Origin of the sequence: Oceanobacillus sp. FSL K6-2867, assembly GCF_037963145.1 — a bacterium.
Classification (GTDB): domain Bacteria; phylum Bacillota; class Bacilli; order Bacillales; family Amphibacillaceae; genus Oceanobacillus.
Window position 1 is genome coordinate 205,271 of the sequence record NZ_CP150144.1, and the last position, 21,279, is coordinate 226,549.

Annotated in this window: 21 protein-coding genes and 2 other annotated features; of the genes, 1 reads left to right on the plus strand and 20 read right to left on the minus strand. The window is 37.0% G+C overall.

All coding sequences use genetic code 11. From position 1 onward, the window contains the following. Window positions 1–47: 47 nt before the first annotated feature. The 3 genes from NSQ77_RS01000 to dut form a co-directional block, all read right to left on the minus strand. Entirely contained in the window at window positions 48–1,031 is a 984-nt protein-coding gene (locus NSQ77_RS01000) for a ring-cleaving dioxygenase (RefSeq protein WP_339228345.1), read from the minus strand. Window positions 1,032–1,234: 203 nt separating this feature from the next. Further along, on the minus strand, window positions 1,235–2,320 hold the full coding sequence (locus NSQ77_RS01005; protein WP_339228346.1) for a M42 family metallopeptidase: 1,086 nt from the start codon (window positions 2,318–2,320) through the stop codon (window positions 1,235–1,237). 165 nt (window positions 2,321–2,485) lie between these two features. Next, complete coding sequence (gene dut / locus NSQ77_RS01010) at window positions 2,486–2,920, minus strand: dUTP diphosphatase (protein ID WP_339228348.1); 435 nt, start codon at window positions 2,918–2,920, stop codon at window positions 2,486–2,488. 184 nt (window positions 2,921–3,104) lie between these two features. Here dut and NSQ77_RS01015 point away from each other — a divergent pair, with 184 nt between their 5' ends. Beyond that, window positions 3,105–3,497: a sigma-w pathway protein ysdB gene (locus NSQ77_RS01015; protein ID WP_339230913.1), complete on the plus strand. Its 393-nt coding sequence runs from the start codon at window positions 3,105–3,107 to the stop codon at window positions 3,495–3,497. Between the two features lie 74 nt (window positions 3,498–3,571). Here the strand turns inward: NSQ77_RS01015 and NSQ77_RS01020 are convergent, their stop codons facing one another. The 17 genes from NSQ77_RS01020 to NSQ77_RS01100 all read right to left on the minus strand — a co-directional run bounded on the left by NSQ77_RS01020 (window position 3,572) and on the right by NSQ77_RS01100 (window position 20,707). Continuing rightward, window positions 3,572–4,171 (minus strand): VTT domain-containing protein, encoded by a 600-nt coding sequence (locus tag NSQ77_RS01020; protein WP_339228349.1) that lies wholly within the window; start codon window positions 4,169–4,171, stop codon window positions 3,572–3,574. An 85-nt stretch (window positions 4,172–4,256) separates the two neighbouring features. Further along, entirely contained in the window at window positions 4,257–4,535 is a 279-nt protein-coding gene (locus tag NSQ77_RS01025) for a DUF1294 domain-containing protein (protein WP_339228350.1), read from the minus strand. Window positions 4,536–4,625: 90 nt separating this feature from the next. Continuing rightward, window positions 4,626–4,982, minus strand: coding sequence for a 50S ribosomal protein L20 (rplT, locus tag NSQ77_RS01030; protein WP_339228351.1), 357 nt, complete (start codon window positions 4,980–4,982; stop codon window positions 4,626–4,628). A 63-nt stretch (window positions 4,983–5,045) separates the two neighbouring features. Continuing rightward, window positions 5,046–5,240, minus strand: coding sequence for a 50S ribosomal protein L35 (gene rpmI, locus NSQ77_RS01035; protein WP_339228352.1), 195 nt, complete (start codon window positions 5,238–5,240; stop codon window positions 5,046–5,048). Window positions 5,241–5,320: 80 nt separating this feature from the next. Next, complete coding sequence (gene infC, locus NSQ77_RS01040; protein WP_339228353.1) at window positions 5,321–5,824, minus strand: translation initiation factor IF-3; 504 nt, start codon at window positions 5,822–5,824, stop codon at window positions 5,321–5,323. A 68-nt stretch (window positions 5,825–5,892) separates the two neighbouring features. Then, window positions 5,893–6,022, minus strand: a sequence feature (ribosomal protein L20 leader region). A 147-nt stretch (window positions 6,023–6,169) separates the two neighbouring features. Further along, complete coding sequence (thrS, locus tag NSQ77_RS01045; protein ID WP_339228354.1) at window positions 6,170–8,113, minus strand: threonine--tRNA ligase; 1,944 nt, start codon at window positions 8,111–8,113, stop codon at window positions 6,170–6,172. Window positions 8,114–8,246: 133 nt separating this feature from the next. Continuing rightward, window positions 8,247–8,476: a binding site (T-box leader), on the minus strand. Window positions 8,477–8,538: 62 nt separating this feature from the next. Beyond that, entirely contained in the window at window positions 8,539–9,387 is an 849-nt protein-coding gene (ytxC, locus tag NSQ77_RS01050; RefSeq protein ID WP_339228355.1) for a putative sporulation protein YtxC, read from the minus strand. 205 nt (window positions 9,388–9,592) lie between these two features. After that, window positions 9,593–10,519, minus strand: coding sequence for a primosomal protein DnaI (dnaI, locus tag NSQ77_RS01055; RefSeq protein WP_339228356.1), 927 nt, complete (start codon window positions 10,517–10,519; stop codon window positions 9,593–9,595). Window positions 10,520–10,545: 26 nt separating this feature from the next. Next, window positions 10,546–11,889 (minus strand): DnaD domain protein, encoded by a 1,344-nt coding sequence (locus tag NSQ77_RS01060; protein WP_339228357.1) that lies wholly within the window; start codon window positions 11,887–11,889, stop codon window positions 10,546–10,548. Window positions 11,890–11,917: 28 nt separating this feature from the next. Next, entirely contained in the window at window positions 11,918–12,382 is a 465-nt protein-coding gene (gene nrdR / locus NSQ77_RS01065) for a transcriptional regulator NrdR (protein ID WP_339228358.1), read from the minus strand. Between the two features lie 28 nt (window positions 12,383–12,410). Next, the gene (locus NSQ77_RS01070; protein ID WP_339228359.1) at window positions 12,411–12,809 is read right to left on the minus strand and encodes a cytosolic protein; all 399 of its coding nucleotides are present in this window, start codon (window positions 12,807–12,809) and stop codon (window positions 12,411–12,413) included. Between the two features lie 282 nt (window positions 12,810–13,091). Further along, complete coding sequence (locus NSQ77_RS01075) at window positions 13,092–14,123, minus strand: glyceraldehyde-3-phosphate dehydrogenase (RefSeq protein WP_339228360.1); 1,032 nt, start codon at window positions 14,121–14,123, stop codon at window positions 13,092–13,094. A gap of 189 nt (window positions 14,124–14,312) precedes the next feature. Further along, the gene (coaE, locus tag NSQ77_RS01080) at window positions 14,313–14,912 is read right to left on the minus strand and encodes a dephospho-CoA kinase (RefSeq protein ID WP_339230914.1); all 600 of its coding nucleotides are present in this window, start codon (window positions 14,910–14,912) and stop codon (window positions 14,313–14,315) included. Window positions 14,913–14,926: 14 nt separating this feature from the next. Then, window positions 14,927–15,754 (minus strand): DNA-formamidopyrimidine glycosylase, encoded by an 828-nt coding sequence (gene mutM / locus NSQ77_RS01085; protein WP_339228361.1) that lies wholly within the window; start codon window positions 15,752–15,754, stop codon window positions 14,927–14,929. A gap of 14 nt (window positions 15,755–15,768) precedes the next feature. Further along, window positions 15,769–18,411, minus strand: a complete 2,643-nt coding sequence (gene polA / locus NSQ77_RS01090; protein WP_339228362.1) for a DNA polymerase I — start codon at window positions 18,409–18,411, stop codon at window positions 15,769–15,771. Window positions 18,412–18,650: 239 nt separating this feature from the next. Further along, a complete protein-coding gene (locus tag NSQ77_RS01095) occupies window positions 18,651–20,015 on the minus strand; it encodes an ATP-binding protein (protein WP_339230915.1) in 1,365 nt (454 codons plus the stop codon). Next, entirely contained in the window at window positions 20,015–20,707 is a 693-nt protein-coding gene (locus NSQ77_RS01100) for a response regulator transcription factor (protein WP_339228363.1), read from the minus strand. The genes NSQ77_RS01095 and NSQ77_RS01100 overlap by 1 nt, the downstream gene beginning before the upstream one ends. Window positions 20,708–21,279: the final 572 nt, after the last annotated feature.

A 21,279-nucleotide genomic window follows, 5' to 3' on the forward strand; every position in this document is an offset into this window, starting at 1 on the left:
CATACAATAAAAAGCACGACTGCTCATTACACAGTCGTGCACACATCTTACTCGTATTCTTTTTCAAATTGCATCGTACTTCTCACTGTATCAATTGGACGTACCATTTTTTCAATCTGTTCACGTTTTTTCTCGAGGAATGGCGGCAATGAGAGTTTTTCACCGAGCGTTTCATATGGCTCATCCCCCATAAATCCAGGTCCATTTGTTGCAAATTCAAATAAAATTTGTGGTGCAACACGGGCATAGAGCGATCCAAAGAAGAAACGATCAACAAAGCCTGATGTTTGGAAGCCAAATCCCTGCATACGTTTGTTCCACTCATCGAGTTCAGCACGATCCTCTACTGCGAAGGCAGCGTGGTGTACTGTACCATAGCCCTGACGCGCAACCTGCAGCACCGTATTATGTTCAACGACTACCTGTGCTCCATTTCCGCCCTCTCCAACTTCAAATAGATGAAAATCATTTTCTTGTCCAATTTCTTTAAACCCGAATACTTTTTCGAGCACCTCTTTAAAATAATCAAATTGAGCAATCCGGACAAAAATTGGTCCTAACCCAGTAATTGCATATTCTAATGGAACTGGCCCATTTTTCCAAGGTGTTCCAGAAGCGACACCTTTATTAAGTTCATCTGATATTAATTGATAATGCTGCTCATCAAAATCAACAAAAGAGAGTGTCTTCTTACCAAATTGTTCTTTGATGCCTGTATGTTTTACTTCAAGACGATCAAAACGTTTTACCCAATATTCCAAAGCTGCATCACTTGGTACCCGGAAAGAGGTTTTAGCTATTTCATTCGTTCCATGGATTCCTTTCGGTATCCCCGGAAAATCGAAAAATGTCATATCTGTTCCAGCATTTCCTTCATCATCAGCAAAGAATAAATGATAGGTTTGAATATCATCTTGATTAACCGTTTTTTTAACGAGACGCATTCCTAATGTAAACGTAAAAAATTCATAGTTCTTTTCAGCACTGCTTGTAATAGCAGTAACATGATGCATTCCTTGTAATTGGTTCATGTATAATTCCTCCATGTAGTTGAGATTATATCGTAATTAAAATATCTTTAATTCAGTATAAATATAACATGTACATGTCTTCCTGTCAATAGTTACAAATTATAACTAATGATAAATTTGATAATAAAAACTCGGAACCTTGCTGCTTCAGCATCTGTCCCGAGTTTTCAAAAGTCTTAGAGCTATTAAAATATATTATCCAGTTATGCTAAGACAAGCTCCTTAACTGTCTGTGCATCTAATTTTTTAATCACTTCCACAATTAATTTCACCGCATTTTCAAAGTCATCTCGATGCAGAATTCCTGCATGCGAATGAATATAGCGGGTAGCAATCGTAATCGAAAGAGATGGCACACCATTTCCAGTCAAATGGATTGATCCAGAATCAGTTCCCCCGCCTGCAATCGATGTAAATTGATATGGTATATTTTTTTCATCTGCTGTTTTCACTACAAGGTCACGCAAACCTTTATGTGACACCATCGAAGCATCATATAAAACAATTTGCGGGCCTTCTCCGAGCTTATTATCTGCTTCACTTTCTCGAATACCAGGTGTGTCACCTGCGATTCCAACATCAACACCAAAGCCAATATCAGGCTGAATGGCGTGAGCCGAGGTTTTTGCTCCACGTAAACCAACTTCTTCCTGAATCGTACCGACACCATAAACAACATTTGGATGATCTTCATCTTTCAAACGCTTCAGCACTTCAATTGCAATTGCAAGTCCAATTCGGTTGTCCCAAGCTTTTGCAAGCAGTAATTTTTCATTCTTCATTGGGGTGAATTCAAAATATGGAACAACAGAATCACCTGGTTTCACACCAAATTCCGCTGCCTCATCTTTACTGGATGCACCAATATCAATAAACATATCTTTAATTTCATACGGCTTCTTACGTGCTTCCGCACTGAGAATATGCGGCGGTTTTGAGCCGATTACCCCTGTAACATCTCCTTTGCTTCCCATAATGGTAACACGCTGAGCCAGCATAACCTGATTCCACCAGCCGCCTACCGTTTGAAAGTACACAAATCCTTTATCATCAATGCGTGTAACCATAAAGCCAATTTCGTCCAAGTGACCTGCAACCATAATTTTCGGACCATCTGCCTTGCCAGCTTTTTTAGCAATTGAACTTCCCAGATTATCTACGGTCACCTCATCAGAATATGGACGAATATAGGATTCAAATACCTCCCTCACTGGCTTTTCATTCCCCGGAATGCCATTAGCATCCGTTAACGCTTTAAGCATTGTAAGCGTTTCATCTAACTTGGTCATTTGAAAAATCCTCCCGTGTTTAGTTTATGTATTACTAATTATACGCTTCAAAAATAAAACTACAAATCTGGATACAGTTTTATCTACTATCTCTAATGTATCTCTTTTTTTTAAAAGTATGTATCCTCTATCGAAGTCAAAATAGGAAGACATCAAGCTTTAAGTTTACACACCTGATGAACCAAATCCTCCACTATCTCTTTCAGAATTAGAGAGTACATTCTCTTGTTCAAGCTTAACTTGTAAAACCGGTGCAATCACCATCTGAGCAATTCTCATTTGCTTTTCAACCTTAAAATCCTCTTTTCCATGGTTAATTAAAATAATCTTGATTTCCCCACGGTACCCTTCATCAATTGTTCCTGGGCTGTTTAGAACCGTTACGGAATGTTTTAAAGCCAAGCCGCTTCTTGGTCTGACCTGCGCTTCAGTACCTTTTGGCAATTCCATTTGAATGCCCGTACGTATTAAGGCTGCCTCAGTGGCTTTGATAACTTTTTCTTCTATCGAAAATAAGTCTAATCCGGCATCGCCTTCATTCGCCCGATATGGCATTTTTGCGTTTTCATGCACCAGTTTAATTTTTAATGTATCTGTCATATCTATCCCTCAACTTATTTCATATTTTCCCATATTATTTTATAAGTATGGATTCAAGTTTTCTCGCACTTCCATATTGTATCATGATTTAAAAAAATAAGTGAAACCTATCCATAGCCTGTTTCGTATAAACATCTAAAAGGCTTTTATATATAAAAGTAAAGCAGGGAGACGATTTGATATGATTGTAGTTATTTTATTTCGGGTATTAATTGTAATTGCATTAGCTCTCCTCTTCTATACATGGTTTCAATATATTCGTAACCCGGAAAGAAGGCTGCGAATTGCTAAGGAATCCAATGACTTCTATTTCCACGATGATACGTATGATAACAAAAGGAATTTGCAGCTTGTATATAAAGGCTGTCTATTTGATGGTGAGAAATATCTTGGAACAACAGAGGATTCCTTTGAAGTAGTTGATATCCATATTACGGTTCGTAATCCAATTGAACTGCGTGGTTTCACGAGAGATGACTTATATTTTTTAGAGAAGGAAATCCTGATTCATTACCCATATGCAAAAATCACATGGAAGCATCCTATCAATGAACTGATTTTGACACCAATTGAATAGCGATTAGTAAATGTTCAATTATTAATTTATCCTTTACAGCTGATTTTTGTAGCAATAATAAAAAAGTCACTCATCTATATTTTCATAGATGAGTGACTTTCACGTTCAGCTAATGGGAAGAAATCCTGCCATTTAATAATAATTTCTTTGCTTCTTAAAATGTAAAGCAGTGGCAATAACGTTACTAAGAATCCGAAGAGATGAAATGGAGTTAGGTTGGACAGCCAACCACCGATAAAGGTATAAATTGTTGCCAAAGGAATATTGGATAATAAAGATGATTTCATATACGCTTTGAAACTTGAAGATACCTCAATAAGACAAAGCGACAGCAAATGAAAATGAATAAACGGTACGAGCCGAAGCAAGGTCACCTGTGATGTATTCAATTCTCCATGCTTTCCCAATAGCTTTTGTTTGACACGAATGAGTCGCTCTAATGACTTTGGCATGCAGTCAATCATCATATAGAAAAGCATGCTGGATAACGTGATGCCTATAATGGAATAGACGGTACCTGCCACCGGGCCAAATAAAATGCCACCAGATATACATATAAACACGACTGGCAGGAAAAATAATGGCCGGAGTAAATGGAATACAATAAAGAAAAGCGGTGCGAATAAACCTCCCATCTCAACAATAGCCACTACATAGTTCCCGAATAGTTCCATAATCAACCTCCTTGGTCTTGCAACAAAGCTAACTCATCCCTACTCAGGCCCTTTACACTACATGTATATGACAATAGACGAGCCTTTATGACATAAAGAAGAAAATATAAATACAGGAGACGATATTGACAAGAATTAAAATCGGCATTCCGATCATAAAAGAGCGGTGTTTTGTTTTATGACGGAATAAATTCATACCGATATATGCTCCAAGGGAACTACCAAGAATTGCTAATGCCCAAAATGTTCGCTCAGGTATGCGGTATTGTTTTTTTATTGCCTTTCGTTTATCAATATACATTAATAGAAAACTCATGATATTGACACCGATTAAATACATTAAAAATGAACTGTGTTCTTCCACTATAATTCCCCTTTTTTGTATCTCAGAAAAAGATATGTATTAAAAAAGAGCCAAATCCAAGCATGATTCGGATTCGGCCCTTTTATATCATTATTTTAAAGCGTCTTTTGCTTGGCTTACTAATTGAGCAAATGCTTTTTCATCATTAATAGCAAGCTCTGACAACATTTTACGGTTTACTTCAATTCCCGCTAATTTAAGACCGTGCATTAATTTGCTGTAAGAAATATCATTCAAACGAGCTGCAGCATTAATACGTGCGATCCATAGTTTACGGAAATCACGTTTTTTCTGTCTGCGGTCACGGTAAGCATATTGACCTGATTTCATTACTTGCTGTTTTGCAACTCTAAATAACGAGCTCTTCGCTCCATAATATCCTTTAGCTAATTTTAGGACGCGTTTACGACGTCTGCGTGTTACTGTTCCACCTTTTACACGTGGCATAATAATTCCCTCCTAGTACAATTGTAAATCATTGTATATTCAATCGTTTCGTTTATTTTTTACTTATTTAGGTATCATTGCTTTGATACGTTTGAAATCTCCTGAAGAAACCATTGCACTTTTACGCAATTTACGCTTCTGTTTTTGAGATTTGTTTGCAAACATATGGCTTGTATATGCATGAGATCTTTTTAATTTTCCAGAACCTGTACGTTTGAAACGTTTTGCTGTTCCGCTATGAGTTTTCATTTTAGGCATAATAATTTCCTCCTTGAATTGGTTCAAGCACGTCATCATTAAAAAGATTAAAACTTGAACACATTTACTTATAAGCTAGATTATTTTTCAGCTAATGGTGCGACCATCATAAACATGTTACGGCCTTCCATTTTCGGTTTCGTTTCAATCGTAGCAATATCCTTCACTTCTTCAGCAAAGCGGTCTAATACTTCGCGACCAAGCTCTTTATGTGTAATTGCACGTCCACGAAAACGAACTGCTGCTTTCACTTTATCCCCTTTTTCTAAGAATTTGCGAGCATTCTTTAGCTTTGTTTCAAAGTCATGATCGCCGATCCCAGGAGTAAAGCGAACTTCTTTTACGTTAATTACTTTTTGCTTCTTACGTGCTTCTTTTTCTTTTTTCTGTTGTTCGAATCGATATTTCCCGTAGTCCATGATACGACACACTGGTGGTTTTGCGTTCGGAGCAACAAGTACTAAATCGAGATTGCGAGTTTGTGCAATTTCCAATGCTTCCTGACGAGTTTTAACTCCAAGCTGATCACCATTTGAATCGATAAGTCGTACTTCTCTCGCACGAATCTTCTCATTGACGTTCATATCCTTGCTAATAGCCAGCCACCTCCAAATATTTTTGTTACTGATCTATCGTTGACAAGCTTGTTTTTCGCATGAAAAAAGTGTGGGTACACATTGCACCCACACATCTCCAATAACTTTATAAAAAAAGAGTTCGGAACCCGTTAACTGCCAAAATGGCGTCAATCAGGTGAGAAGCGGGTGCTTCTACTTGTCTTAAGATCATTTAATTTTTCAACTTTATTAGTGTATCATTATATTTCATTTATGTCAAAGTCTTTTTAAGGTGATACACATTTGCTATTAAATGTAGTATAACACAGTACAAGGACAATACAAAGTAATAGGCTTCATACAGTAAAAAGCTTATTTCCTTAATTTTTTCTCTGCAATTTCCTCTTTAATTAATGCTTCAAAATCATCGTAACCAAGTGACTCTGTCTTTTGTTCTCCATATCGGCGATAGCTTACCGCATTTCCCTCAACTTCTTTATCGCCTAATACGAGTGAGAATGGTACTTTCTGTGTCTGTGCTTCACGAATTTTATAGCCGATTTTCTCATCGCGCTCATCCAATTCAACACGCACACCCTGCAATCTCAATTTGTCTACAATATCCTTTGCGTAATCCAAGTGGATCTGTGGAGAAACCGGGATTACCTTCACTTGAACAGGAGCAAGCCAAGTCGGGAATGCACCTTTATATTCTTCAATTAGGAATGCAACAAAGCGTTCCATCGTAGAAACAACACCACGATGTATAACGACAGGACGATGTTCTTTGCCGTCTTCACCAATATAAGTTAAATCAAAGCGTTCTGGTAAATGGAAGTCCAATTGAACAGTTGACAGGGTTTCATCTTTGCCAAGAGCTGTTTTCACTTGAATATCAAGTTTAGGACCATAGAATGCTGCTTCCCCTTCTGCTTCCACATATTCCAGGTTCATATCGTCCATAGTTTCTTTCAAGGTTGCTTGAGCTTTTTCCCACATTTCATCGTTATCAATATATTTCTCTTTATCTTCTGGATCGCGGTAAGATAGTCGGAAATAATAATCCTCAATACCAAAATCTTTGTATACTTTTTGAACTAATTCGACAACGCGGACAAATTCATCCTTCAATTGATCTGGACGTGCGAAGATATGTGCATCATTTAATGTCATCCCACGTACACGCTGAAGCCCTGCAAGTGCTCCACTCATTTCGTGACGGTGCATTGTACCAAGTTCGGCAATACGTACAGGCAGCTGACGGTAGCTCCATAAATTATTTTTAAATACCATCATATGGTGCGGACAATTCATTGGACGAAGAATTAATGTTTCATTATCCATTTCCATCGGCGGGAATATATCGTCTTGATAATGATCCCAGTGACCACTAGTCTCATATAATGTTTTACTTCCTAATACTGGAGTATAAACATGGTCATAGCCTAAACGCTCTTCCAGATCAACAATATAACGCTCAATATTGCGACGGATGGTTGCCCCTTTTGGAAGCCATAATGGCAGCCCTTGTCCAACCTTTTGCGATACAGTAAACAAATCTAATTCTTTTCCTAATTTACGGTGGTCACGCTCTTTACGCTCTTCCAATATACGCAAGTGTTCATCAAGCTCTTTTTGCTTTTCAAACGCAGTTCCATAAATGCGCTGCAGCTGCTTGTTATTACTGTCTCCACGCCAATAAGCGCCCGAAATGCTCAATAGTTTAAATGCTTTAATTTTACTTGTCGAGGGAACGTGAATTCCACGACATAAGTCAAAAAATTCACCCTGCTCATAAATTGTCACTTGCTCATCTTCAGGAATCGCATCAATTAATTCAAGCTTTAAGCCATCCCCAATTTCCTGAAATCTTTCCTGCGCTTCATTACGAGATACTTCTACTCGTTTAATTTCAAGATTTTCATCTATGATGCGCTTCATTTCTTTTTCAATCTTTGGAAGATCTTCTGGAGTTAACGTATGTTCCATATCAATATCATAGTAGAATCCTTCCTCGATGACAGGGCCTACTCCCAATTTCACATCTTTATAAAGTCGTTTGACTGCTTGCGCAAGCAAATGTGCTGTCGAATGGCGCATCACTTCGATGCCCTCTTCATCCTTATAGGTAATGATTTCAAGCTTGCCGCCAGTTTCCAGCTCGCGCCGTAAGTCTACGAGCTCTCCATCCAGTTTAATTGCCAATGCCTGTTTCTTTAACCCTGAGGAAATTGATGCTGCAATCTCCTCCCCTGTTGTACCTTGTGGAAAACTCTTTTCAGCTCCATCTGGAAATGTAATCTTAATTTCTGCCATTTGAAACACTCCTTTTTCTTAGAAAACTTGGCATTAGCCAAGCAGTTTGACTCCTTAGTTGCACTTGTGCAGGAGGTAATAACTTTTCTAATGCACAACAAAATAAAAAACACCCATCCCTCTGCACTTACTGCAAAGGGACGAGTGTTGGATACATCGTGGTTCCACCCTAATTCCCGTAATTAAATTACGGCTTCATTGATTCTTTAACGCAGAAATTACGCTGTCACTTACTTTTAGATTCACTGACAGAGTTCAAAGGTGGTAATTACTTGTCTGTATAGAGGAAGCTTCCAGCCCCTGACTTCCCTCTCTAAACTATACGCCTTGAACAAATAATCTTGTCCTTCTCATTACTTTTGATTCATTACTTTTCATATATAATGAGTATTATAGCGCTACGTTAAAGGAAAATCAAGTAGTAATCATTTATTTAAGTTAAAAGTAAAAGGAAAATTGCTAACTGGTTCAAAATCAACTTTTTCTTGAAAAACATTAATGACGGTTAATGTCTTTGGTTCTGATGGGTCATCACCATAAATCTTTAGTTTCTCCGGCGCCATGGCAATTAATGGGGCAAGATTAAACTCATTGTCATGCAAGCCAATGATATAAAGAGGCTCCTGTTTCATCAAAACCCGTAATTCCATGTTTGTCATTCGTTTTCCATTTTTCGTAAAAAAGGCGAAATCACTTCCTTGTAAAATATGAATGACTGGTATTCCCGGTTCTTTCTTTTCCACATAAGCCCTAAGCATGTCTACAAACGCTTGATGGTCCTCTTCTCTCCTAAATTCATCAATTGCTAAGCCAATAAAATAAATGAGCTTGTCTTTAAATGGCTTCAAACGGAAATTCACGATGGAATCAAAATGAATAACAAGACTCTCTTTTAAACTTGCTGTAAATAAAGACTTTAAAAATGCATGGTGATTTTTGTTCTCTCGAAGCTGCTTACTTTCTTCATCCTCACCAGTTATAATCCAATAGGTCAAATCATGAATTCGCTCAATCTCTTCCTTGTTCGTATAGTAGTAATACTCTTGAATAATACGATTTACCATTGTGCTTAAACGGTGAGTCATAAACACATTTGCCATTGTATCTGTAATGGCATCCATCAATTCCTTTGTAGCTACATGCTCCTTAAACTGCAGATGATTTCCCCATCTATCATCTGTTTTCCAATTCAACTCAATTTGTCTATGACTGCGAAATAAATGTTCACAAAAACTAATTACTTCTTTGTCAGATTCAAAATATACCTCCAGCAATCAATATCACCCTCATCCACGACCAAACTGTTACATTATATGGACAAACAATTAAAAAAATGAATAAAGTGCGAAATTTAAAACTGGAATATTTTAATTGATACAGTTTACTCACATGATATCAAGTATTATTTTATTGCTGCATCGTTAGTTGCTGGATTAAATCGTGAAATATAAAAAGCCTGAGGATTTATTTCCTCAGACTTTATAGACGCCGATTTGGCCCTTCCATTTTCACAGGTTTACTCACCTGTTTGATGCGTTCTATAATTCTTCCTGCTTTTACCGACTCTACACCGCTTTTTGTAGTAGCTAATTGCAATTCTAATTGTTCAAGATCGTAGTTCGACGTAAAGAAAACAGGTAATCGTTCCATCATTCGGTATTGGAGAACTGAACCGAGGACTTCATCACGGAACCAAGCCGATTGCAGCTCTGCACCAATATCATCAAGCATCAGCACATCTGCTTTCTTAAAATAATCAATTTTCTCGTTTGTCGAGTCATCTTTAAAGGAAGCTTTTATTTCTCGCACAAACTCAGGCATGTAGATAAGTGTTGACGATAGACCAAGCTTTTTCAATTCATTGGCAAGTGCACCTAATAAATATGTTTTCCCTACTCCAAACTGACCGTGAAAATATAGACCTTTGCTTGGAAGCTTTGTTTTTGCTTGATCCAGAAAGTCAAGCAGCTCTTCAATAGCCTTGATTCTACTATCATCATTGATAATATCTACTATTGAAGCCTGTAGTATTTCTTTAGGAACATGCAAACTTTGAATCAACTTTTGCTGTTCCTGATCTTTTTCATACATGGTTCTGCTATGACACTTTTCATAAGATAGCCTAATCTCATCCTTTTCTACATGTAAAATCGGTGAGTATCCAGGAACCATATTTTTACATGAACCATATGAAGCACATTGATCACACTGTTTTGATTGGGTTGTATATTCATAAAGTTTTATTAGACTCTTATTAATTTCTTGTTGTGTCAAATTTGGATGAAGGGAGAGAAACTCCTTAATCTCAGGGTCGTTCAGTACTTCATTTTTTATTTTCATATAATTATCTTTAAAGCTTTCATTCTTTTGCATCCATGCCTTTAATGTGGATTGTATTGGTTTCAATGCCACCATCCTAACACTACATAAATTTAATTCCCATTGGAGTATTGTTTAAGTCGCGCAGCAATTTGTTTTTGCTGTTCCGACATTACAACGTTCTGATTAGCTGCAGACTGCTGTGTTTCTTGCTTATGCTTTCTATCTTTAAACCAATCTGGTATTACTTCTTTCGAAACCTGTTTTTTATTATAAGTTGGTTTTCGTCTTACAGCATTTTGAAAGCTTTGCTGTTCTTTCTTCGCAAATGCCATTGCCTCTTTGGCGCTTTGAATATTCGCCCTTGACCAGTGACTGGCAATTTTTTCAAGGTATGCCTTTGATAATTTCATATTCGTCTGCAGCAACACATAATGGATTAGCACATTCATCACCGGTGCAGGCAAGCCTTGTGTTGTCATAACATCGCGAATTGCTTTCATATCCTGTTCAGAGGCGTGATTTCCATTTGATAAATCTTCCAGCAGCTGTTTTGGTGACAACGTTTCTAGTCTCTCGATAAGAATTTCCTCTTTAGTTTTCGGTTTATCATTCATCTGCTTTGTTTCAGACACGGCAACTTTTTTTGCAAGCCGAATTGGTTTTTGATTATTTTTCGCCTTAAACAAATCATGACAAGCTGTTTTAAATTCTTCTGTATCTAATCGATTTTCATCATTTAACGCCCAAAGCAGAGACTTATCGATTTCATGTGTATCTAAATCGTATAAAACCATCATTTGCGAAATCAAACGACGGTTTTCCGCTGTTAAAACTTTTGCAATTGGAATCATTCGCTGCTTCAGCATTTGCTCTATCCATGTAAAATCTGTCGTATCCATTTCTTCCTTAGATTCTGTTTCTCTGCTGCCATCTGCTTCTAATGCATCTGCAGATGGTGTAAAGGTTTGGAAAACTTCACTAAATACAGCTGTAATATTGACACCCTGGGTTTGGAGTGCTGGACTTCCATAATGATTTTTCAAAAGCTCGAACTTCTGATCACCTAAATGATGATACAATAGCTGGGAGAGCATTGCATCTTTAAAAAAGTTATTTGGTGCAAATGGGCTTTGCAATTCATATGTATATAAATCACTCGACTCCCAATTTTGTTTATACGTTTTCAGCAGCCCAATTCCCTCTAATTTTAATCGCGCTTCAAAGATTTCATCTAAAGGAAGATCCAAGTAATTCATTAATGTATGATGCGTCTGTGGAGCTTGTTCCTGATTTAAATCGATGTCGTGCAGAAGAGTTTGATAAAGTGCAATTGCTTTTATCCCAAGCAATGGCTGATACAGGTGGGTCAATGATTTGGCATAGTCCACCGGCAAGGTTTCTTTTTGGGATACGATATAGCCGTCCACCGGCAAAATTTGTCCAATAAAATTCATATTCCACACACCTCTATACTTACAATGACTATTTGTTTTTATCTGTATTAATAATATCCTTTAATTCATCTAAAAAGACGGTAATATCCTTAAATTGTCTGTATACAGAAGCAAACCGAACATAGGATACTTCATCAATTTTAGCTAATCTCTCCATCACAAGTTCACCAATTTCGTGACTGGATACTTCGGACATGCCTGAATTACGCATTTCTTTTTCAACATCTAAAGCCAAGGCTTCCATTGTTTCTAATGGAACTGGCCGTTTTTCGCAAGCTCTAATAAGACCTCTTGTTAGTTTTTCACGGGAAAACTCCTGTCTTGCTCCATCTTTTTTGACTACAATTAATGGGAGTTCTTCAACCCGTTCAAATGTAGTAAAGCGAAAACCGCATTTTTCACATTCTCTGCGTCTTCTAATGGATCTGCCCTCTTCAATTGGTCGGGAATCTAAAACCTTTGTATTCTTATTTTGGCAATTCGAACATCGCATTTTCGTTCAACCCCATTCGTCCGTTCATTCACGCTCTTCGATTTTTACTATCGATTAATGGCAATTCCATATTCACCTTTTCATATATCTGCTCAATTAATTTCGCACTGTATCCTAAGTCAAATGGTATCACTGATTCCGTCGTTACAGAAAAATCAATCGCAGTATGGATTGGCCGTACCATAATCACAGTTGCTACAATAAATGCTCTTTTTCCCTTTATGCGGTTCACACTTATTTCCCCATGTTCTTTGGAAATTGCATTCATTTCATATGCTGGATGATTACGGAAATAGTTGTCTAACATGGCAAGTGCTTTATCTTTCGTTGTCTGATAATAATGCGTTTGTAAAGATGGATCAGCATGTGTCTCTGCTGTCTCCGCATGATTACTTAAATACTTTTTCAATGTATTGCCAATCGACATTTTTCGCACCCCAACCTGCAAGATTCTATTTGAACGCGTTTAGTAGTACTTTCTATTTTAACATGTTTTACTTAATTCCACTAGTTGAACTATTAAAGCGAAGCGAAAGAAAGTGATTAACTATATATGTTAAAGCTATGAAAATAAATGTTTAAGTAAAATTAGCTTGAGAATATCTAGCAATCCCTTATTTTACACGATGAAAATCCACAATCAAGTACCTGGGTTATTTTTCCGGCATAAAAAATACCCGCTTCAAGAGGGAAGCGGGTATTCGCAATTTTATGGAATTTTAACTTCTCGTTGGTATAAATAGCTTCCAACATGTTTTGTTAAATCAAGTACTCGTTTCGAATATCCCCATTCATTATCATACCAAGCAATTACTTTTATTTTATTCTCACCCATTACAATTGTTGATAACCCGTCGACAATTGCTGAGTAATCGGTAGTTGTATAATCTATTGACACAAGCGGTTCCTCAGAATAATGCACAATACCTTCTAATTCATTTTCTGCAGCTTCTTGAAACGCTTTATTAACATCAGCGGCAGTAACTGGAGTATGCACATCAACAACCAAATCGACAAGTGACACATTCGGTGTGGGTACACGTAATGCCATCCCATGCAATTTTCCTTTTAAATGTGGCAATACTTCACTTAACGCTTTGGCTGCCCCCGTTGTAGTTGGTATAATCGACTGTGTACACGCTCGTGCACGTCGTAAATCTTTATGTGGATTATCCAAGTTGTTTTGATCTCCTGTAAAAGCATGTACCGTTGTCATTAACCCGTTAACAATTGAAAATTTATCATCTAACACTTTCACAATTGGGGCTAGACAATTTGTTGTACAAGAAGCATTAGAAATTATATCATCCTCATCAGGCATGTATGCTGCTTCATTTACACCCATTACAATGGTTTTATCGATCTGTTTTCCCGGCGCTGTAATAACCACCTTTTTAGCCCCAGCTTTCAAATGCAGACCAGCGCTTTCTTTCGTTTTGAATTTACCTGTCGCCTCAATTACGATGTCAATGTCCAAGGCTTTCCATGGGAGCTTTTCTGGTTCTCGGTAATTTACAAGTAATACTTTTTTTCCATTCACTTCAATACCATCTTGAAGCGCTTCCACTTTACCATCAAAAATACCATGAATGCTGTCATACTTAATAAGATGTGCGATTGTTTCAGGAGGGTAGCTCGCATTGATAGCGACTACATCCAATTGTTCATCTGCAATTGCTTGACGAAATACCATACGTCCGATTCTACCAAGACCTGTTATGGCCACACGAATTTTGTTCATAAGAAACTTAATCCTCCCCATATATGTTATACTTTTAATCTCATTTATATTAAATAGTATATCACATTAGAATGCAATTGTGTCGCACAATTTACTTGTATTTTAAAATATCTTCCCATGCTAATACTAATGCTATTGTCATAAACATGAAAACCCTGGAAACGGTTATCCGTTTCCAGGGTTTAACTGTTAAAATATGTTCCATGCGATTAAAAGCTTTTTCAATTGATCGCGCGATTCAGCTACTGTTCCATTGTTATCAATCACAGCATCCGCTAGCATAGCTTTCTCTTTTATCGAAAGCTGCGAATTAATTCGTTCCCTTGCGTCTTTTTCTGTAAGCTCGTTACGTTGCATCAATCTTTCCAATTGTACTGCATCATCCACTGCAACAACAATCGTACGATCAACAACTTTTGAATAATTCCCTTCGAATAATAAAGGTACATCAAGCACGACACACTGTTCCCCTGCTTCGATATAATCATCCTTTTGCTGGAAGATTCTTTCGCGGATTGCTGGATGAATAATGCTGTTTAGGAGCTTACGCTTTACCTCATCCGCAAAAATAATTGAGCCAAGTGCTTTTCGGTCAAGCGTTTTATCAGGAAGCAGAATCGATTCTCCAAATGCTTTCACTATCGACTCGTACGCATTTTCACCAGGATATACGACCTCTCTTGCAATTTTATCTGCATCGACTACTGGTATACCAAAGTCTTTAAACATTTGAGACACTGTGCTTTTCCCAGTTGCGATACTACCTGTTAAGCCAATTACAATTGCCACTTTCCATTCACCTCTTACAGCTTCTGACATATCGTGCATATATGGGTTCCTCTACCACCAATTTTCAATTTCGTAATCGTATTACTGCAGTTTTTACAATTTTTGCTTTCTTGTCCATAAACGTATAATTCTTGCTGGAACATCCCCATATCACCCTGTCCATTTACATAGGAACGAATAGTCGTTCCTCCTGCCCGAACAGCTTCTTCAAGCGTGTTGATTGCTTGTTCGCGTATTGCTTTAACTTCTTTCTTCGTTAGCTTGCTTGATCTTTTTAATGGATGAATACCTGCTTTGAATAATGTTTCATCCACATATATATTACCAAGGCCAGTAACGATTGTCTGATCCAGTAATGCTGATTTAATGTAACGATCTGTCTTTTTTAATTTCTGGTAGAAATAATCTAGTGTAAATGCTTCATCAAATGGTTCGGGACCAAGCTGATTCAATGGTTTATTCAAAAATTCTTTACCAACTGGATAGACATGCATCGTACCGAATTTCCGGACATCATTATAACGGAGCTCTTCTCCATTCGTAAAGCGAAAAATAACATGGGTATGCTTTTTTACTGGTTCACTTGAATCATGTACACTGTATTTTCCTTCCATCCGCAGATGTGAAACAAGTACGATATCATCAAGGTAAAACAATAAAAATTTCCCTTTTCTGGAAAGCTCACGAATCGTCTGGCCTTTCAGCAACGTTTTAAAATGTTCTGCATCATCAGGCTCTTTGATTATGTTAGACCAATATATATCTACTTGTTCAATCGTTTTATTTAGCACAAATCGTTTAAGTGTATTTTTAATTGTTTCTACTTCTGGTAATTCTGGCATTTCACGGTTTCTCCTTATTTGGCATCGAACCAGTTTGCTCCAAATTCATAATCAACTTTTAATGGAACATTTAATGTCACTGTCTGTTCCATCATTTCCGGCACGATTTCTTTCAATTTATCTATTTCTTCCTTCGGCGCTTCTAAAATTAATTCATCATGCACCTGCAAAAGTATTTTTGCCTGCAGCTTTTCTTCCTTTAATCTTCCATCTAAATCGATCATTGCTTTTTTAATAATATCTGCTGCACTACCTTGAATTGGTGTATTCATTGCTGTACGTTCAGCAAAGCTTCTTACATTAAAATTTCGGCTCGTAATTTCTGGCAAATACCTTCTTCTTTTCATTAATGTTGTCACATAGCCTTTATGCTTTGCTTCCTGGACAATTTCTTCCATATATTGCTTCACACCTGGATAGCTTTCGAAATATCGATCAATAAACTGTTTCGCTTCTTTTCTCGTTATGCCGAGATTTTGCGATAGTCCATAGTCACTAATTCCATAAACGATACCGAAGTTAACCGCTTTTGCTTGTCTTCGCATATTCGATGTAACTTCATCTTTTTCTACATGGAACACATCCATCGCGGTCTGTGTATGAATATCGACATCCTCCTGGAAAGCTTTCACAAGCTTTTCATCATTTGCAATATGCGCAAGAACCCTAAGTTCAATTTGCGAATAATCAGCTGCAAACATGATCCATCCATTTTTAGAAGGAACAAAAGCTTGTCTTATTTTCCGGCCTTCCTCTAAACGAATTGGGATGTTTTGTAAATTCGGATCAACAGAACTCAATCTTCCTGTTTGTGTCAATGCTTGGTTGTATCTTGTATGAATTTTATTCGTATCTTTCCTCACGACTTTCAATAGACCTTCAATGTAGGTTGATTGAAGTTTTCCGAGCTGTCGGTATAAAAGCAGCTTTGGAATAATTTCGTGCTCATTTTGCAGCTGCTCTAATACATCAGCTGCAGTAGAATAGCCGGTTTTCGTTTTCTTAATTACTGGCAGCTGTAATTTTTCAAATAAAATGGGACCAAGCTGTTTCGGCGAGTTTAAATTAAATTCTTCTCCAGCCAGCTTATGGATTTCATTTTCTAATGTTTGCAGTCTTTCCTTTAAATCGACTCCCATTTCCTCTAAACGATTTATATCCACCTGGACACCAACATGTTCCATTTCAGCAAGAATAATGGCAAGCGGCATTTCTAATTCTTTTAACAGCTTATATTGTTCATTTTCTTTCAATTCCTTAATCATCTCATCCTTTATCACATGCATCGTCATCGTTTTTCTAACAACGTGCTCGGAAAGTACAGGCTCTTCGGGAACTTTTAGTTTCGCACCTTTTCCGTATACTTCCTCATCAAATAAGACATCGGTTTTTCCCATACGGTTTCCGATTGCTGGGATATCATGATTGTTTTCAGCTGGGTTGAGCAAATAGGATGCAAGCAGCATATCAAATGTTATTCCTTGAATATGAATATTATTTCTCAGCAAAGCAACCATTGTTTTCTTTGCATCAAAAACAATTTTATTTTTATTACTGTCCTCTGCCCATTGTTTAAACAAATCGGACTCTAATGCAACAGCCGGTCGAATAAAATAAGCACCATGTTCATTCACCATTCCAAATCCATTAATTTCTGCTTGATGGTAATTGTCATGTAGCATTTCTACTACAAATGACGTTTCCTCAGCCAAAATAGACTCGGTTATTCTATCAACAACGGTATACGTGATTTCTTTCATTTCTGTTTGCAGTTCTTCATCAGCTTCTGCCTCATCATCAGCAACTCGATTTAATAATGACTGGAATCCAAGTTCTTTAAAAGCAGCACGAACTCCAGACTGGTCAAAACCATCATAGGGAATATCCTTTATTTCTATTTCAATCGGTGAATTGCGATTAATCGTGACAAGTTCCTTACTCATAAATGCATCATCTTGATGATTCGTCAGGTTCTCTTTTAATTTTTTGCCACTTACATCATCCAAATGCTCATAAACTGATTCTAAATCGCCGTATTGCTTAATCAGCTTCGTTGCCGTCTTTTGTCCTACACCAGGAACACCAGGGATATTGTCAGAGCTGTCCCCCATAAGGGACTTCAGATCAATAATTTGTTCTGGCGTAATTTCCATTTTTTCAAGCATATAGCTTGGAGTGTATCTCTCTATATCACTAATCCCTTTTTTGGTAACATGTACGGATATATGATCCGAAACGAGCTGCAGCATATCCTTATCCCCTGAAATAACCGTTACTTCAAAGCCTTCCTCATTTCCTTGCTTTGATAATGTACCGATAATATCATCTGCTTCATATTGCTCCAGCTGATAATGCTTAATTTGAAATGCATCAAGCAATTCCTTTAAAACAGGGAACTGTTCCGATAACTCTGGTGGTGTTTTCTGACGACCACCTTTGTATTCTTTATACGTCGCATGACGAAACGTCGTCTTTCCTGCATCAAAGGCCACAAGTAAGTGTGTCGGCTTTTCTTCTTCTAAAATGCGTAGAAGCATTGTCGTGAATCCATAAACTGCATTCGTATATACACCCTTATCATTATTTAAAAGTGGCAATGCAAAAAACGCCCGATAAATAATACTGTTGCCATCAATTAATACTAATTTTTTTGTCATGGTAACCTCCAAATAAACTAAATCTATTTTGCGTGAAGGGGCAGTTTCCCTTCCCAAGCACTTTTTAATTCCGCGCACTTTGAGCAAAAATATTAGCCTGTTAATGCGTGATTAATTACTTCTCTTTTTTCATTTTATCATTGTAAGGAAAGAAATGAAAAAATTAAGACCAGAATTGGTATATCAATTAAACCTGCTGTATAATCACTACGAAAAAACACCCTCTATTATGAGGATGTTTATTTCGGTAAATATACATGTATGGTTGTTCCTTGATTTACTTCACTTTCAACCTCTATCCTACCATCATGCACTTCGACAATATGTTTAACAATTGCCAATCCTAAACCAGTTCCGCCCGTATTTCTGCTGCGTGCTTTATCAACACGATAAAACCTTTCAAAAATGCGCGGGATTGATTTTTCATCAATTCCAATGCCCGTATCAGCGATTTTAATATGAATAAAGTCAGCTGTAGAATCAAGGCTAAGCTCAACTTTTCCGTTTTCCGGTGTATAGTGAATCGCATTGTCTAGTAGATTCACGATTACTTGTTTAATTCGTTCTTTATCTGCTTTCATTTCTGTTTCTTTATCAATATTTAAGGATAAGTCCAGCTTTTTTTCAGCTGCTTTATGCTTTAATGCTGGAATAACCTCTTGAATTAGTTCCTTTGCGTTAAACGTTTGAAGAACTAGGTGAAATCCTTCCTTTTCCAGCTTTGATAAGGATAATAAATCCTCAATTAATAATTGCAGGCGATGACTTTCATGATAAATAATTCCGAGAAAATCCCTCGTTGTTTCATCCTTATTTTCACCACTATCCATCAATGTTTCAGCAAAACCTTTAATGGAGGTAATTGGGGTACGCAGCTCATGTGAAACATTTGCAACGAAATCCTTTCTTGTTTTCTCCATTTTCTTTAATTCAGTAATGTCGTGGAGTACTAAAACTGCACCTTTTAATAGATTTCGTTCATTAAACATAGGAGCCCCAACTATTTCAAAATAATTTTTATCTACTCCATATGTTTGTGTGAAAGTTTCCTTAATATTTCGCTCATATAAAAACGTGTTTTGAACTGTTTCATGAATGGTTTCGTTTTCGATTACTTCATAATACAGATGGCCTCTATATTCTTTTTCAGTTTTGCCAAACATAGAAATAAATTTGCGGTTAACCACATGGATAAATCCTTTTTCGTCAATCAGTACAAGACCACTTTGTATACTATCAATTAATGTTGATAACTGTTCAGACTGCATCTGTTCTTGCATCGATATTGCACTCATGTTTCTTGCTAATGTATTAATTTTATAGCTTAATTCCTCTATCGCTTCATTGGATGAATTATGAAATCTTGCATTAAAATTGCCTTTGATAAATTCATCTATTGTATTGGTTGCTTTTTGCACGGGTTTTACATAGTTCGTATACAAAAGAAATATAATAATCTGAACGATAATAAATCCAAAGAAGAGAACTACTATCATAATAAACGGCACATCTGCCGCTTGAAATAAAATAACCCCCATAACAATGAAAGTAAACAGAACAGCAAACATATATGGCCGGATAGGTACTGAAAATAATACTTTCATCAAGAAGGATCCTCCAATTTATACCCAAGCCCTCTCACGGTTTTTATATATACAGGTTTTTTGGTATTTGGTTCTATTTTATCCCTTAAGTGACTAATATGGACATCGACGATTCTTGTATCACCAACAAAATCATAATCCCAGACACTGCTTAATAGCTGATCCCTTGAAATAACCTTTCCTTTATTTTTTGCAAGATGGAACAGCAGCTCAAATTCTTTTCTTGTAAATGTAATGACATTTGAGTTCATTTCTGCTTCGTAGCGTTCGGGATAAATTGTCAGCTCACCAATTTTCAGCGAACTAAAGTTTGGTTTATCATTTCTCGCGCTTCTTCTCAAAATAGCTTTAATTCTTGCGACAACTTCTTTTGGACTAAATGGCTTGGTTAAGTAATCGTCTGCTCCTAATTCCAGACCTAGCACTTTATCAAATTCTTCATCTTTTGCTGTCAGCATCAAAATTGGTGTTTCAATTTTATTCATTCTTAAATGTTTACATACTGCCATACCATCCATTTCTGGCAGCATTAAATCCAGTACCACTAGATCGTATTCATTTGTTTCGCACTTAATAACTGCTTCTTTTCCATCATAGGCAACGTCCGTTTGAAAACCAGCATTCTTTATATTATAGTCCAGTAGCGTTACTATTGGTTTTTCATCGTCTACAATTAATACCTTCTGACTCATTTGAACATCCCCCATTTTGTTAGTAAACTTGGTATCGCTTGACTTTTAGGCGATAGCTTAGTTGCACTTATGCAGAAAAGAGAGTTTTATATTTTCTTTTCTGCCAACAATAATATTTACACTCTTATTTATCTTATCATTATTAACAGAAAACACATAATGAATAAAGGTTTGTAAACAAAATTTTACAATAGTTTCCGTATAATCAGCTTATTTTATGTTTTTAATTATAAGTTAAGGAAGTTAATCATTAGTGGTTGTTGTTTTGGAGAATAAATAGACTTCGAACTAACTGTTGAGGTATGAGTAAGCAACACCGTCGGGAATCGCTCCCGGCGGATGCACACCTTAGGACACATGCCCGCAGGAGTCACTACTCTACGCTTACCCGGACTGGTGAGAATACAATCCAGTTTCTATTTTTAACCATCTTATTTATAGTGAACCAATACTAGCACAGAAAATATACGTAGACTCCTGCCATAAGTGCATCGGTGAGACTACTTAGTGCGTGCGGTAGCACAAGATGGCTCACCAGCCCCCGTGGAAAACGAAGTATATTTCCGGAGTGG